Origin of the sequence: Pseudomonas viciae (genome assembly GCF_004786035.1) — a bacterium.
GTDB lineage: Bacteria > Pseudomonadota > Gammaproteobacteria > Pseudomonadales > Pseudomonadaceae > Aquipseudomonas > Aquipseudomonas viciae.
On the sequence record NZ_CP035088.1, the window covers coordinates 1,439,206 to 1,454,966 of the forward strand.

The following is a 15,761-nucleotide window of genomic DNA, read 5'->3' on the forward strand; positions in this document are numbered from 1 at the left end:
TTCACATTCATGGATGAGAATCAATTGCATTGGCTATAACGAGACGAACCAGCGGAGGCTATCGAGTAAAAATAATTCTCATTTAGTTCAAAATCACCAGCGCCGGAAATTCCTGCAGGCGCGCGGAGGTGATGTGGGCCAGGGAGCGGACCACATCCAACGGCTGATCGAGGCGATAATTACCGGTCACTGCGACATTGGCCAGTTGTTCATTGTTGTTGATGATCCAGCCGGGGTAGTAGCGCCGCAGCTCGGCCAGTACCTGGCTCAGTGGCCGATTCTCGAACACCAGCCGACCCTGGACCCAGGCCAGGTCTGTATTGACATCGAGCCGGGCCGGACGGTCGAAGCCGTTGGGGCCGATGCGGATGCTTTCCCCGGCCGACAGCCGCACATGGGTGTCGTTGCGGTTGGCGCGCAGGTCGACGTCGCCGCGCTGCACCTGGACCTGGGCCACGCCGTCGAGGTAGCGCACCGCAAATGTGGTGTCGCTGACGCTGGCGGTGACCGGGCCGGCGTCAATTTCCAGCGGCAAGTTGCTATTGCCTGGCACGTCAAAGAGCGCCTCGCCCTTGTACAGCCGAGCCACGTGCCGCTGTTCGTTGAACGTACTGGAAAACGCCGAATCGGTGTTGAGCAGGACCTTGGAGCCGTCCTCCAATTGCAGGCGCTGGCGTTCACCGACCACGGTCAAGTGGTCGGCCTGGAAATGCAGGGGCAGGTCGCTGAAGTTGAACAGGCTCAGCAACAGCACGGCGGCGGTGGCCAGGGGTTTCCAGTGGGCGCGCAGGCGTGAGAGTGCCGTGATTTTCGGTTGAGCCTGGAGCTGCCGGGCGCTTTCAATCACTTGCGGGCCGTTCCAGATCGCCTGGGCCCGAGCGAACGCTTCGCCATGACGCGGATCGGCCGCCAGCCAGGCCTGGAACTGTCGGGTCTGCTCCTCGCTGGGGCTGTCGAGCAGAATCAGCCAGTCCAGCGCCTGCTCCATGGCATGGGCGGTATCCTGCGCCGAAGCGAGCTCAGGGGAGCGGCGGTTGTCCGTCACAGTGGGTCCTCGGATTGAGCAAAATGGTAAACGTGTGCGCGGCTTGAAGTTTATAGCTTACCGCGGCCATTGCGTTCAGCCACTTCCACACAGATCGCCATGATCAACCTCAGTTCCTTTTGCACGGTGCTCAGTGACACGCCCAAGCGTTCGGCGATGTCCTGGTAACTGTGACCGTGCAGGCGGTTGAGAATGAAGATCTGTTGCTGACGCGGGCTCAGCGCTTGCAGGCTGACGTTGAGGCGCTCGAGCATCTGCTCGGCATGGGCGGCGTCCTCGGCACTGCTCTGGGGAGCGGCCACATTCTCGACGACCTCCAGCGGCACGTTGTCCAGCAGGGTCCGGGATTGGATACGCCGCGCACGCAAATGATCCAGCGCCAGGTTGCGGGCGGTCTGGAAGACGAAAGGTTCGAGATGCTCGACGGTGCGCTCACCCAGTGCGCGGGTGACACGCAGGTAGGTTTCCTGAAGCAGGTCTTCGGCGGTGCTGGGGTTTTTGACCATTCGCTCGAGGGTGCGCAGCAGTGGCGTGCGCTGTGCGAGGAAGAGGTGATGAAAGTGCGATTGACTCACGGTAGGGCTCGATCCGGTTCGAGTAGATGATAATGCTTATCATCTACTCTGATGGTCAAGCCCTGATTTCCTGCCGGCCCCCTGTGGGAGCGAGCTTGCTCCCACATTAGAGTCCGGCCAACCCCACGAGGATTATTCGGCGTTACACAGCGCCAGACAGTTATCGAGCATGCGGTTGGAGAAGCCCCATTCGTTGTCATACCAGGCCAGGACCTTGAGCAGCTTGCCGCTGGCCTTGGTGTGGTTGGCGTCGAAGATCGACGACAGCGGGTTGTGGTTGAAATCACTGGAGACCAGCGGCAGGGTGTTGTAGCCGAGGATCTTCGAATGCTGGCTGGCATGGCGCAGCAGTTCGTTGACTTCTTCGGCTGACGCTTCGCGCTTGAGCTGCACGGTGAGGTCCACCAGGGAGACGTTGATCACCGGTACACGCACGGCCATGCCGGTCAGTTTGCCCGCCAGTTCCGGCAGCACCAGGCCCACCGCTTCAGCGGCGCCGGTCTTGCTCGGGATCATGTTCTGGGTGGCCGAACGGGCGCGATACGGGTCGCTGTGGTAGACGTCGGTCAGGTTCTGGTCATTGGTGTAGGCGTGGATGGTGGTCATCAGGCCACTTTCGATCCCCAGCTCGCGGTGCAGCACCTGGGCCACTGGGGCCAGGCAGTTGGTGGTGCACGAGGCGTTGGAAATGATCTGGTGGGACTGGCGCAGAATGTCGTGGTTCACGCCATACACCACGGTGGCATCGGCACCCTTGGCCGGGGCCGAAATAATCACCTTGCGCGCGCCGGCGCTGATATGGGCCGCGGCCTTGGAGCGGTCGGTGAACAGGCCGGTGCATTCGAACACGACGTCGATTTTTTCAGCGGCCCAAGGCAGTTCGGCCGGGTTGCGGATGGCACTGACCGAGATGCGGTCGCCATTGACCGTCAGGCTTTCGTGGTCATGCTGTACCTCGGCATCGAAGGTGCCGTGGACGGTGTCGAACTTGAGCAGATGAGCATTGATCGCACTGTCGCCCAGGTCGTTGATGGCGACGATCTGCAAGTCGCGACGATAGCCTTGGGTATACAGTGCTCGGAGGACGTTGCGGCCGATGCGGCCAAAACCATTGATTGCGATTCGAAGAGTCATTAACTGCGCCGCCGTCGATTTGTTGTTGGAATTACAAGATTATTCGCATAAAAATAGAAAACAAGCCTTTTTAGTGGCAATATTTTGTTTTATCTACAACGAGTGACCTGGATCAACTGGTCCGAGTGGTCAAAAAACCGTCTGTCGCCCAACGCACATCGGGCTTTTGACCAGCATAGACAATCAGGTCGCCACACCCGTTAGCCTGGAGTTCTACACATGCATCCCCGCGTTCTTGAGGTCACCGAACGGCTTATCGCCCGCAGCCGCGCCACGCGTCAGGCTTACCTTGCATTGATCCGCGGTGCAGCCAGCGACGGTCCGACGCGCGGCAAGCTGCAATGCGCCAACTTCGCCCACGGCGTAGCCGGTTGCGGCACCGAAGACAAGCATCACCTGCGGATGATGAACGCCGCCAACATCGCCATCGTGTCGTCCTATAACGACATGCTCTCGGCCCACCAGCCCTACGAAACCTTCCCGGAACAGATCAAGAAAGCCTTGCGCGAGATCGGCTCGGTCGGCCAGTTTGCCGGCGGTACGCCAGCGATGTGCGACGGCGTGACCCAGGGCGAGGCGGGGATGGAACTGAGCCTGCCGAGCCGCGAAGTGATCGCGTTGTCCACGGCAGTGGCGTTGTCCCACAACATGTTCGACGGCGCGCTGATGCTCGGTATCTGCGACAAGATCGTGCCGGGCCTGATGATGGGCGCGCTGCGCTTCGGTCACTTGCCCACGATCTTCGTACCCGGCGGGCCGATGGTCTCGGGCATTTCCAACAAGGAAAAGGCCGACGTGCGCCAGCGCTACGCCGAAGGCAAGGCGACCCGCGAGCAGCTGCTGGAATCGGAAATGAAGTCCTATCACAGCCCGGGCACTTGCACGTTCTACGGCACCGCCAACACCAACCAGTTGCTGATGGAAGTGATGGGCCTGCACTTGCCGGGCGCCTCGTTCGTCAACCCGAACACGCCACTGCGCGATGCGCTGACCCGTGAGGCGGCGTTCCAGGTCACGCGCCTGACCAAGCAGAGCGGCAACTTCATGCCGATCGGTGAGATCGTCGATGAGCGCTCGCTGGTCAACTCCATCGTCGCACTGCACGCCACCGGTGGCTCGACCAACCACACCCTGCACATGCCGGCCATCGCCATGGCGGCAGGCATCCAACTGACCTGGCAGGACATGGCCGACCTCTCCGAGGTGGTGCCAACCCTGAGCCACGTCTACCCGAACGGCAAGGCTGACATCAACCACTTCCAGGCGGCGGGCGGCATGTCGTTCCTGATCCGTGAACTGCTGGAAGCCGGTTTGCTTCACGAAAACGTCAACACCGTGCTCGGTCACGGCTTGAGCCGCTACACCCAGGAACCGTTCCTGGAGGATGGCGAGTTGGTATGGCGCGACGGCCCGATCGAAAGCCTCGACGAAAACATCCTGCGTCCGGTGGCCCGCGCGTTCTCGCCTGAAGGCGGCTTGCGGGTGATGGAAGGCAACCTGGGCCGCGGGGTGATGAAGGTCTCCGCCGTGGCCCTGGAAAACCAGGTCGTCGAAGCGCCTGCGATGGTGTTCCAGGATCAGCAGGATCTGGCCGATGCATTCAAGGCCGGCCTGCTGGAGAAGGATTTCGTCGCGGTGATGCGCTTCCAGGGGCCACGCTCCAACGGCATGCCGGAGCTGCACAAGATGACGCCGTTCCTCGGTGTATTGCAGGACCGTGGCTTCAAAGTGGCGTTGGTGACCGACGGACGCATGTCCGGCGCATCGGGGAAAATCCCGGCGGCGATTCACGTCAGCCCCGAAGCTTATGTCGGCGGCGCGTTGGCCCGAGTGCAGGAGGGCGATATCATCCGCGTCGATGGCGTCAAAGGCACCTTGGAGTTGAAGGTGGACGCCGAGGAATTCGCCGCGCGCACACCGGCCAAAGGCCTGTTGGGCAACAACATCGGCACCGGTCGCGAGCTGTTCGGTTTCATGCGCATGGCCTTCAGCTCGGCAGAGCAGGGCGCCAGCGCCTTCACTTCTGCCCTGGAGACGCTTAATTGAAACTGGCTTTGGTCGGTGACATCGGTGGGACCAACGCGCGTTTCGCGTTGTGGAAGAACCACAACCTGGAAAACATCCAGGTGCTGGCGACCGCGGATTACGCCTGCCCGGAAGATGCCATCAAGGTTTACCTCAGTGGCATGGGCATGGCGCCGGGCGCGATCGGTTCGGTGTGCCTGTCGGTGGCAGGGCCGGTGAGCGGCGATGAATTTCGTTTCACCAACAATCACTGGCGTCTGAGCAATCTGGCGTTTTGCAAGACCCTGGAGGTGGAGAAGCTGCTGCTGGTCAATGACTTCTCGGCCATGGCCCTGGGCATGACCCGTTTGCGCCCTGATGAATACCGGGTTGTCTGCGAAGGCACCCCGGAGCCAAGGCGTCCGGCGGTGGTGATCGGCCCGGGCACCGGGTTGGGCGTCGGTACGCTGCTGGATTTGGGTGACGGGCGTTTCGCGGCGTTGCCGGGGGAGGGCGGTCATGTCGACCTGCCGATGAGCAGCCCACGGGAAACCCAGCTCTGGCAACACATTTACAACGAGATCGGTCACGTCAGCGCCGAAACGGCCCTGAGCGGCAGCGGCTTGCCTCGGGTGTACCGGGCCATCTGCGCGGTGGACGGCCATACGCCGGTGCTCGACACTCCTGAGTCCATCACCGCTGCGGGCCTGGCCGGCGACCCCATTGCCCTGGAAGTGCTTGAGCAGTTCTGCTGTTGGCTGGGGCGCGTGGCCGGTAACAATGTGTTGACGCTCGGTGGCCGCGGCGGTGTCTACATCGTCGGCGGAGTGGTCCCGCGTTTCGCCGACTTCTTCCTGGAAAGCGGTTTCGCCCGTTGTTTCGCCGACAAGGGCTGCATGAGCGATTACTTCAAGGGCATCCCGGTCTGGCTGGTGACCGCGCCGTACTCCGGGCTGATGGGCGCGGGTGTGGCGTTGGAGCAATCGACTCCAGTTTGAAATGTGATCCCCTGTGGGAGCGAGCTTGCTCGCGATGAAGGAGTGTCAGTCGCCATTGATGTTGACTGATACACCGCTATCGCGAGCAAGCTCGCTCCCACAGGTGTTTGTAGTGTGTTTGCAGTCCTCATCCATCAGGCATAATCCGCCCCAATCCAAACAACAAGGACGAGGCTCGTGAGTTCAGTGAACAAATCGATTTTGTTGGTCGACGACGACCAGGAGATTCGCGAACTGCTGGACACTTACCTCAGTCGCGCGGGTTTTCAGGTGCGCACCACGCCCGATGGCGCCGGCTTTCGCCAGGCGTTGAACGAGGCACCGAGCGACCTGGTGATCCTCGACGTGATGCTGCCGGATGAAGATGGCTTCAGCCTTTGTCGCTGGGTTCGCCAGCACCCGCGCCAGGCCCATGTCCCGATCATCATGCTCACCGCCAGTTCCGACGAGGCCGACCGGGTTATCGGCCTTGAGCTGGGCGCCGATGATTACCTGGGCAAACCCTTCAGTCCCCGCGAGTTGCAGGCGCGTATCAAGGCCCTGCTGCGGCGGGCGCAGTTCGGCCAGGAACGCTCCGGCGGCGAGGTGTTGGCCTTCGACGAGTGGCGGCTGGACATGGTCAGCCATCGGCTGTTCCATACCGACGGTGAGGAGGTGATTCTCTCCGGTGCCGATTTCGCCTTGCTCAAGCTGTTTCTCGACCATCCCCAGGAAATCCTCGACCGCGACACCATCGGCAATGCGACCCGTGGTCGTGATCTGATGCCCCTGGACCGGATCGTCGACATGGCGGTCAGTCGCCTGCGCCAGCGCTTGCGTGACACCGATAAACCGCCACGGCTGATCCGCACAGTGCGCGGCAGCGGTTATCAACTGGCGGCCAGTGTGGTTGCCAGCAATGGTCATTGATTGGGTCAAGAAAGTCGCCCGACGGGTGCCGGTGCCGCGCTCGTTACTGGGACGGATGTTGTTACTGACCTTGCTGGTGGTGTTGTTCGCCCAGACCCTGTCCAGCGTCATCTGGGTCTCGCAATTGCGCGCCACCCAGCTCGAGGGGTTGGTCACCAGTGCCCGTAGCCTGGCCCATTCGATGACTGCCAGCGTCAGCTATTTGCGTTCGTTGCCGGTGGCTTACCGGCCGTTGGTGCTGGATCAACTGCGCAGCATGGGCGGTACGCGGTTTGTCGTGACCCTCAACGATAAGCCCCTGGACATGGACGTGCTGCCGGTCACACCGCGCAAACTGGCGGTGCTCAAGGCGGTGGACGATGTACTGCGCCGGTCCCTGGGCAATAGCGCCGACATCGCGGTCAATTTTGTCAGCCCCGACGACCTGCGGATATTCAACGCCGGGCTCAAGCTCGACGAGCTGCCCCGCTCATGGGCCCACTACGCGCTGACCCTTGAACCGGTGAACCCGCCGGTGCTGGTCACGCAAATCCAGATGGCACCGGGCGAATGGCTGTACATCGCCTCACTGCTTCCCGAGCCCTATACCAGCCTCGAAGAACAGGACCTGCCCAAGCAACAGGTCGGCTTCATCTTGCTCACCAGTAGCTTGTTGTTGCTGTTCATCGGCTTGCTGGTGCACTGGCAGAGCCGGCCCCTCAAGCGTTTGGCCCGGGCGGCGCGGGACATGTCCCTGGGCGCCGAAGTGGAACCGGTGGCCGAGGGCGGCGGCAGCGAAGTGGTGGAGGTGGGCCGTGCATTCAACGCCATGCGCGAACGCATCAGCCGTTACCTGACCGAACGTAGCCAATTGTTCAGCGCGATTTCCCACGACTTGCGCACACCGATCACTCGGCTGCGCTTGCGCGTCGAGCTGTTGGAAGACGAAAACCTGCAAGCCAAGTTCGGCCGCGACCTGGACGAGCTGGAGTTGCTGGTCAAAGGCGCGTTGCAATGCGTCAAGGACACCGATATCCACGAAAACATCGAGCCGGTGGACCTCAATCATGTGCTCGATTGTCTCGTCGAACCCTACCTGGCGCCCAACGGCAACGGCCGGGTGACCCAGGATGGCCGGGCGCTGGCGCCGTATTCCGGCAAGCCGCTGGCCCTCAAGCGCTGCATCGGCAACCTGATCGACAACGCCTTGAAGTACGGGCAGAACGCCCACCTGCACATCGACGACGATGAAACCGCGTTCATCCTGCACGTCGACGATGAAGGCCCGGGCGTGCCGGAACAACGCCTGGAGCAAGTTTTCGAGCCGCACTTTCGCCTGGCCGGGCAACAGCAGGGCTATGGCCTGGGCCTGGGCATCGCCCGCAACATCGCCCATAGCCATGGGGGCGAAGTGAGCCTGCAGAACCTGCGCGAGGGTGGGTTGCGGGTGACGTTGCAGTTGCCTCGCAGTGTGGATTGATTAGACCGCGTTATCGTTCTTCGCGAGCAAGCTCGCTCCCACAGGGGGCGGTGGTGGACACAATAGTTGTGTACGCCCTGGCGCTCAATGTGGGAGCGAGCTTACTCGCGACAGTGGCAGTGGCTTCAACATCTCGCTCAGCGTTATGTCACAACTCGGTGACATAACTCGCCCCTTTCGTTACCTGCCCTCCGTCATCCCTTGTTTAGACTCCCTGCGTCAAAACAACAAAAAAGGTACCGCCGATGGACACCTTTCAACCGGCCTTCAGCAGTTGGCTGAATGCCCCTGCCCACCAGCAATGGCTCGCCGCCGAAGGCTTGCGACTGCTGGCGTTCGCCAAGGCCTCGAAGCTGCCGGACGGCTTTGGCAACCTGGACGACCAAGGCCGCCTGCCGCTCGATGCCCGGGCCGAAACCATGAACACCGCGCGCATGACCCACAGCTTCGCCATGGCCCACATCCAGGGCCTGCCGGGTTTCGCCGAACTGGTGGACCACGGTGTCCAGGCCCTCAGCGGCCCTTTGCGCGACGCCGAACACGGTGGCTGGTTTGCCTCGGCGCAACCCGAGGAAGACGCCACTGGCAAAGCCGCCTACCTGCATGCATTCGTAGCCCTGGCCGCGAGTTCCGCAGTGGTGGCCCAGCGTCCCGGCGCCCAGGCGTTGCTGGACGAAGCGGTGCGGATCATCGACACACATTTCTGGAGCGAAGAGGAGGGCGCCCTGCGCGAGTCCTTCAACCGTGACTGGAGCGTCGAGGAGGCCTATCGCGGCGCCAACAGCAATATGCACGCCACCGAAGCCTTCCTGGCCCTGGCCGATGCCACCGACGATCCTCGCTGGCTGGCCCGTGCCCTGCACATCGTCGAACGGGTCATCCATGGCCATGCCGCCGCCAACGACTACCTGGTGGTGGAGCATTTCGATCGCCAGTGGCAGCCGTTGCGTGAGTACAACCAGGACAATCCCGCCGATGGTTTCCGCCCCTACGGCACCACCCCCGGGCATGGTTTCGAGTGGGCGCGCCTGCTGCTGCATCTCGAAGCGGCACGGGTGCAGATCGGCATGCTGACCCCCGGCTGGCTGGCCCAGGATGCGCAAAAGCTCTTCGACCAGAACTGCCGCCATGGCTGGGACGTCGATGGCGCGCCGGGCATCGTCTACACCCTGGACTGGGACAACCGCGCCGTGGTTCGCCATCGCCTGCATTGGGTTCACGCTGAAGCGGCGGCGGCTGCCAGTGCCTTGCTCAAGCGCACCGACGAGGCAAAATACGAAGCCTGGTATCGGCGCTTCTGGGAGTTCTGTGACAAACACTTCATCGACCGCTGCAACGGCAGCTGGCATCACGAACTCGACCCGCAAAACCGCCCCAGCGCCGACATCTGGCCGGGCAAGCCGGACCTCTATCACGCCTGGCAAGCGGTGTTGATTCCGCGCCTGCCCCTGGCACCCAGCATGGCTACGGCCCTGGCGAAAATGTCCAGTCCTGCGCCTGTGTAACCATGTCGTGACATTTACGCGTCCCTTCGTTACCTGCGAAGGGATTTCCCCTGTTTAGAATCCATGCAGCGCAAGCACCAGACTTGCATGCATAACAACAAGAAAGGTACTTCTAGATGAATGCGATTTCTCGCCTCGCTACTGTCATTTCTCTTGCTTCCCTGCTTCCCGTCGCAGCATTCCCTGTCAGCGCTCTTGCCGCCGAATCCAAAGGTTCCGTGGAAGTCGTCCACTGGTGGACGTCGGGTGGCGAAAAAGCCGCAGTCGATGTGCTCAAGGCCCAGGTAGAGAAAGACGGCTTTACCTGGAAGGACGGCGCTGTCGCCGGTGGTGGTGGTTCCACCGCCATGACCGTGCTCAAGAGCCGTGCCGTGGCCGGCAACCCACCGGGTGTGGCCCAGATCAAGGGGCCGGACATCCAGGAATGGGCGTCCACCGGGCTGCTCGACACCGACGTCTTGAAAGATGTTGCCAAAGCTGAGAAGTGGGACAGCCTGCTCGATAAGAAAGTCTCCGATACCGTGAAGTACGAAGGTGACTACGTTGCCGTGCCGGTGAACATTCACCGCGTCAACTGGCTGTGGATCAACCCGGAAGTCTTCAAGAAAGCCGGCATCGAAAAAGCCCCGACCACCCTCGAAGAATTCTACGCCGCCGGCGACAAACTCAAGGCTGCGGGCTTCATTGCGCTCGCCCACGGTGGCCAGCCTTGGCAGGACAGCACGGTGTTCGAAGCCGTGGTGCTCTCGGTCATGGGCGCTGATGGCTACAAAAAGGCTCTGGTCGATCTCGACAACAAGGCCCTGACCGGTCCGGACATGGTCAAGGCGCTGACCGAGCTGAAGAAAGTGGCGACCTACATGGACGCCGACGGCAAGGGCCAGGACTGGAACCTGGAAGCGGCCAAGGTCATCAACGGCAAGGCCGGCATGCAGATCATGGGTGACTGGGCCAAGAGCGAGTGGACCGCCGCGAAGAAAGTCGCCGGCAAGGACTACCAGTGCGTAGCTTTCCCGGGCACCGAAAAGGCCTTCACCTACAACATCGACTCCCTGGCGGTGTTCAAGCAGAAAGACAAAGGCACTGCGGCCGGTCAGCAGGATATCGCCAAGGTCGTGCTGGGTGAGAACTTCCAGAAAGTCTTCAGCATCAACAAGGGTTCGATCCCGGTGCGCAACGACATGCTGGCCGACATGGCCAAGTACGGCTTCGACTCCTGCGCCCAGACCGCCGCCAAGGATTTCCTGACGGACGCCAAGACCGGCGGCCTGCAGCCGAGCATGGCGCACAACATGGCGACCACGCTGGCGGTACAGGGTGCCTTCTTTGACGTGGTGACCAACTACATCAACGACCCGAAAGCCGACCCTGCCGATGCCGCCAAGAAGCTTGGCGCAGCGGTGCAGTCTGCCAAGTAACCGTTAGCAGCGCAGGTCCTCCTGTGGGAGCGAGCCTGTGGGAGTAAAGCTTGCTTGCGATGAATGATAACGCGGTCATTTGAAAGACCGAGGCGCCTTCATCGCGAGCAAGCTCAGCTCCCACACAAGCCTGCTCCCACAGGGAATGCCTTTGTAATCATTACCCTTTGTGCGGGATCTTCCCATGAGTTCTGTTGCTGTGTTCAGCAAGGCCTCGCCGTTCGATGCATTGCAACGCTGGCTACCAAAACTGGTGCTGGCGCCGAGCATGTTCATCGTTCTGGTGGGCTTCTATGGCTATATCTTGTGGACGTTCGTTCTGTCGTTCACCACCTCGACCTTCTTGCCGAACTACAAATGGGCCGGGCTGGCGCAATACGCGCGGTTGATGGACAACGACCGCTGGTGGGTGGCGAGCAAGAACCTGGCGCTCTTTGGCGGCATGTTCATCGGCATCACCCTGGTGATCGGGGTGCTGCTGGCAGTGTTTCTTGACCAGCGCATTCGTCGTGAAGGTTTCATCCGTACCATTTACCTGTACCCGATGGCGCTGTCGATGATCGTCACCGGTACGGCCTGGAAATGGTTGCTCAACCCAGGCATGGGCCTGGACAAATTGTTGCGTGACTGGGGCTGGGAAGGTTTCCGCCTGGACTGGCTGATCGACCCGGACCGTGTGGTGTATTGCCTGGTGATCGCGGCGGTATGGCAGGCCTCGGGCTTCATCATGGCGATGTTCCTGGCCGGCCTGCGCGGGGTTGATCAATCGATCATCCGCGCCGCGCAGATCGATGGTGCGAGCATGCCGCGCATCTACTGGAAAGTGGTGCTGCCAAGCCTGCGTCCAGTGTTCTTCAGCGCAGTGATGATCCTGGCGCACATCGCGATCAAGAGTTTCGACCTGGTGGCGGCGATGACGGCTGGCGGGCCGGGTTATTCCTCCGACCTGCCTGCGATGTTCATGTATTCCTTCACCTTCAGTCGTGGCCAGATGGGCATGGGCTCGGCCAGTGCGATTCTGATGCTCGGTGCGATTCTCGCAATCATCGTGCCTTACCTGTACTCCGAGCTGAGGACCAAGCGTCATGACTAGTCTTGCTGCCAAACCTTCCATCAGCTTGAGTCGCATCGCGATCTACGCGGTGTTGATCCTCGCTGTATTGCTGTACCTGGTGCCGCTGGTGGTCATGCTGTTGACCAGCTTCAAGACCCCGGAAGACATCAACACCGGTAACCTGCTGAGCTGGCCGACCGTGGTCACCGGCATCGGTTGGGTCAAGGCCTGGGCCACGGTCGACGGCTACTTCTGGAACTCGATCAAGATCACCGTCCCGGCGGTGCTGATCTCTACCGCTATCGGTGCGTTGAACGGCTACGTGTTGTCGATGTGGCGCTTTCGCGGTTCGCAGTTGTTCTTCGGCCTGTTGCTGTTCGGTTGCTTCCTGCCGTTCCAGACCGTCCTGCTGCCGGCCTCGTTTACCCTCGGCAAGATGGGCCTGGCCAGTACCACCACCGGCCTGGTGTTTGTGCACGTGGTCTACGGCCTGGCGTTCACCACGCTGTTCTTCCGTAACTACTACGTCAGCATTCCCGATGCGCTGGTGAAGGCTGCGCGGCTGGACGGTGCGGGTTTCTTCACCATCTTCCGGCGGATCATCCTGCCGATGTCCACCCCGATCATCATGGTTTGCCTGATCTGGCAGTTCACGCAGATCTGGAACGACTTCCTGTTCGGCGTGGTGTTCTCCAGCGGCGATTCACAGCCCATCACGGTGGCGCTGAACAACTTGGTCAACACCAGTACCGGGGCCAAGGAATACAACGTTGATATGGCGGCGGCGATGATCGCCGGGCTGCCGACCCTGCTGGTCTATGTGGTAGCAGGCAAGTATTTCGTGCGCGGTCTCACGGCCGGCGCAGTCAAGGGGTAATCATGGCAACGCTCGAACTTCGCAATGTAAACAAGACCTATGGTGCCGGCCTGCCGGACACCCTGAAGAACATCGAGTTGTCGATCAAGGACGGTGAGTTCCTGATCCTCGTCGGCCCTTCGGGCTGCGGCAAGTCGACGCTGATGAACTGCATCGCCGGCCTTGAGACCATCACCGGCGGCGCGATCATGATCGGTGACCAGGATGTCAGCGGCATGAGCCCGAAGGATCGCGACATCGCCATGGTGTTCCAGTCCTACGCGCTGTACCCGACCATGAGCGTGCGGGAGAACATCGAGTTCGGTCTGAAAATTCGCAAGATGAGCCAGTCCGCCATCGACGAAGAAGTCAACCGCGTGGCCAAGCTGTTGCAGATCGAGCACCTGCTCAATCGCAAGCCGGGCCAACTCTCCGGTGGTCAGCAACAGCGCGTGGCCATGGGCCGGGCACTGGCGCGGCGGCCGAAGATCTATCTGTTCGACGAACCGCTGTCCAACCTCGACGCCAAGCTGCGGGTCGAGATGCGCACCGAAATGAAACTGATGCACCAGCGCCTCAAGACCACCACGGTCTACGTGACCCACGACCAGATCGAAGCCATGACCCTGGGCGACAAAGTGGCGGTGATGAAGGACGGGATCATCCAGCAGTTCGGTACGCCGAAGGACATCTACACCAACCCGGCCAACCTGTTCGTGGCGAGCTTCATCGGTTCGCCACCGATGAACTTTATTCCGCTGCGCCTGCAACGCAAGGACGGTCGCCTGCTGGCCTTGCTCGACAGCGGCCAGGCCCGTTGTGAGCTGCCAATGGGCATGCAGGACGCGGGCCTGGAAGACCGCGAAGTGATCCTCGGCCTGCGTCCGGAACAGATCGTGCTGGGGGGGAACGAACCCAACGGCTTGCCAACCATTCGCGCTGAAGTGCAGGTCACCGAGCCCACCGGCCCGGACACTCTGGTGTTCGTCAACCTCAACGACACCAAGGTCTGCTGCCGCCTGGCGCCGGACGTGGCACCGCAGCCGGGTGAAACCCTGACGCTGCAATTCGATCCGTCGAAAGTGCTGCTGTTCGACGCCAAGTCCGGTGAGCGCCTGGGTGTGGCAGGCCAGCCGCAAGCCGACGCCCGGAGCGCCAACGTGGCGCAGTTCAAGGGCCGGTGAAGAACAAAATGTGGGAGTGAGCTTGCTCCCACAAAAAAGGAGTATGCGGTGGATGGGGACATCCGCCGCAATCGCTGTAAACCACGTTAGATAAAAACAGTTAATAACAATAAAGACGAGGATGTAGGGATGAAGAAGAAAAACAACGCCCAGCTTATCTGCCAGTTGTCAGCCGTTGCGGCGATGATGCTGGCTGGTAGCGCACACGCGGCCGACGCATTCAGCGCCGACTCGAAGTGGATGACGGGTGACTGGGGCGGCGAACGGACCAAACTGATCGAGCAAGGTATCGATATCAAGGCTGACTTCGTCGGTGAGATGGGTGCCAACCTCCACGGCGGCTACAACGATGACAAGACAGCGCGTTGGTCCCAGCAGTTTGGCTTGGGCGTAGCCCTCGATCTGGAGAAGCTGGCGGGTTGGGGAGATACAGAGGCCAAGATCCAGTTCACCCGGCGTGATGGTCGCAACATTTCCAACGACCGTATCGGTGATCCACGTGCCGGTACCCTCAGTTCTTCCCAGGAAGTGTGGGGTCGTGGGCAAACCACCCGTCTGACCCAGTTGTGGATCAAGCAGAAGTATTTCGACAGTAAGTTGGATGTCAAAGCCGGTTATTTCGGTGAAGGCGAAGACTTCAACACCTTCCCGTGCGAGTTCCAGAACCTGGCGTTCTGCGGTTCGCAGGCGGGTAACTGGGCGACCGGCATCTGGTACAACTGGCCGATCATGCAGGCGGCGATTCGCGTTAAATACAACCTCACCCCTGAGCTCTATGCGCAAATCGGCGCGTACAACCAGAACCCTTCGCAGCTGGAAAACAAAAACCGCTACAAGCTCAGCGGCAGTGGCACCAAGGGCACCCTCATTCCGGTCGAGTTGGTCTGGTCGCCCAAGCTCAATAATCTGCCGGGCGAATACCGTGTGGGTTACTACAAAAGTACGGCCAAGGCCGATGACGTCCGTGAGGACGACGATGGCAACGACGCCGCGACCACCCGCAACGCCTATCGCAGCCACAGCAGCAAGGACGGCTACTGGTTTGTCGCGCAACAACAGCTCACCACCCACAACGGTGATGCTTCGCGCGGTCTGAATATCGCGGCCAACGCCACCTTCCACGACAAGGAAACCAACATCGTCGACAACTACCAGTCGCTGATGTTCGTGTACAAGGGGCCGTTCGATGCGCGTCCTAAAGATGATGTCGGGATCGGTTTCTCCCGCATCCATGTCAACGAAGATGTGAAGAAAAACGCCGAGCTGGTCAACGTCGCCAATGGTGTCTCCGACTACGATGATCCGCTGTTCACGCCGTTGCGCAGCACCGAATACAACTACGAGATCAACTACGGTTTCCACGTGACCAACTGGCTGACCGTACGTCCCAATCTGCAATACATCACTCACCCAGGTGGTGTGGATGAAGTCGACAACGCGCTGGTGGCCGGCCTGAAAATTCAGTCGGTGTTCTAACGCTGTTGCGATAAGCTCCTCTCTATGTGCGCATTTTTGCGGACGGCCAAGGCTGTCCGCTTTTTTTTGGAGTGTGGGAGCAAGGCTTGCCCGCGATGAAGATGACGCGGTCTTCCAGGGCACCGAGTCGCCTGCATCGCGAGC

General features: G+C 60.9%; 13 protein-coding genes. 10 read left to right on the plus strand and 3 right to left on the minus strand.

Annotated features, from left to right (window positions below; genetic code table 11):
• Positions 1-82: 82 nt before the first annotated feature.
• The 3 genes from EPZ47_RS06585 to gap all read right to left on the minus strand — a co-directional run bounded on the left by EPZ47_RS06585 (position 83) and on the right by gap (position 2,754).
• Entirely contained in the window at positions 83-1,045 is a 963-nt protein-coding gene (locus EPZ47_RS06585; protein WP_135844050.1) for a FecR family protein, read from the minus strand.
• A gap of 50 nt (positions 1,046-1,095) precedes the next feature.
• The gene (locus EPZ47_RS06590) at positions 1,096-1,620 is read right to left on the minus strand and encodes an RNA polymerase sigma factor (RefSeq protein WP_135844051.1); all 525 of its coding nucleotides are present in this window, start codon (positions 1,618-1,620) and stop codon (positions 1,096-1,098) included.
• Between the two features lie 132 nt (positions 1,621-1,752).
• Complete coding sequence (gap, locus tag EPZ47_RS06595; RefSeq protein ID WP_135844052.1) at positions 1,753-2,754, minus strand: type I glyceraldehyde-3-phosphate dehydrogenase; 1,002 nt, start codon at positions 2,752-2,754, stop codon at positions 1,753-1,755.
• Positions 2,755-2,973: 219 nt separating this feature from the next.
• On the opposite strand from gap, the gene edd reads away from it, so the two are divergent.
• The 10 genes from edd (at position 2,974) to EPZ47_RS06650 (ending at position 15,617) form a co-directional block, all read left to right on the plus strand.
• Entirely contained in the window at positions 2,974-4,800 is a 1,827-nt protein-coding gene (gene edd / locus EPZ47_RS06600; protein ID WP_135844053.1) for a phosphogluconate dehydratase, read from the plus strand.
• Complete coding sequence (locus tag EPZ47_RS06605) at positions 4,797-5,756, plus strand: glucokinase (RefSeq protein WP_135844054.1); 960 nt, start codon at positions 4,797-4,799, stop codon at positions 5,754-5,756. The genes edd and EPZ47_RS06605 overlap by 4 nt, the downstream gene beginning before the upstream one ends.
• Before the next feature lie 177 nt (positions 5,757-5,933).
• Positions 5,934-6,665 carry a response regulator gene (locus tag EPZ47_RS06615; RefSeq protein ID WP_135844055.1) on the plus strand — a complete coding sequence of 244 codons (732 nt, stop codon included), beginning with the start codon at positions 5,934-5,936 and terminating at the stop codon, positions 6,663-6,665.
• Positions 6,655-8,124 (plus strand): ATP-binding protein, encoded by a 1,470-nt coding sequence (locus EPZ47_RS06620; RefSeq protein ID WP_135844056.1) that lies wholly within the window; start codon positions 6,655-6,657, stop codon positions 8,122-8,124. Before EPZ47_RS06615 ends, EPZ47_RS06620 begins: the two co-directional genes overlap by 11 nt.
• Before the next feature lie 245 nt (positions 8,125-8,369).
• Positions 8,370-9,629 carry a D-mannose isomerase gene (locus EPZ47_RS06625; RefSeq protein ID WP_135844057.1) on the plus strand — a complete coding sequence of 420 codons (1,260 nt, stop codon included), beginning with the start codon at positions 8,370-8,372 and terminating at the stop codon, positions 9,627-9,629.
• Between the two features lie 116 nt (positions 9,630-9,745).
• Positions 9,746-11,047 (plus strand): ABC transporter substrate-binding protein, encoded by a 1,302-nt coding sequence (locus EPZ47_RS06630; RefSeq protein ID WP_135844058.1) that lies wholly within the window; start codon positions 9,746-9,748, stop codon positions 11,045-11,047.
• Positions 11,048-11,231: 184 nt separating this feature from the next.
• On the plus strand, positions 11,232-12,140 hold the full coding sequence (locus EPZ47_RS06635; protein ID WP_135844059.1) for a carbohydrate ABC transporter permease: 909 nt from the start codon (positions 11,232-11,234) through the stop codon (positions 12,138-12,140).
• The gene (locus EPZ47_RS06640) at positions 12,133-12,978 is read left to right on the plus strand and encodes a carbohydrate ABC transporter permease (RefSeq protein ID WP_053214453.1); all 846 of its coding nucleotides are present in this window, start codon (positions 12,133-12,135) and stop codon (positions 12,976-12,978) included. The genes EPZ47_RS06635 and EPZ47_RS06640 overlap by 8 nt, the downstream gene beginning before the upstream one ends.
• Positions 12,979-12,980: 2 nt before the next feature.
• On the plus strand, positions 12,981-14,141 hold the full coding sequence (locus tag EPZ47_RS06645) for an ABC transporter ATP-binding protein (protein ID WP_135844060.1): 1,161 nt from the start codon (positions 12,981-12,983) through the stop codon (positions 14,139-14,141).
• A gap of 129 nt (positions 14,142-14,270) precedes the next feature.
• Entirely contained in the window at positions 14,271-15,617 is a 1,347-nt protein-coding gene (locus tag EPZ47_RS06650) for a carbohydrate porin (RefSeq protein WP_135844061.1), read from the plus strand.
• Positions 15,618-15,761 lie beyond the last annotated feature (144 nt).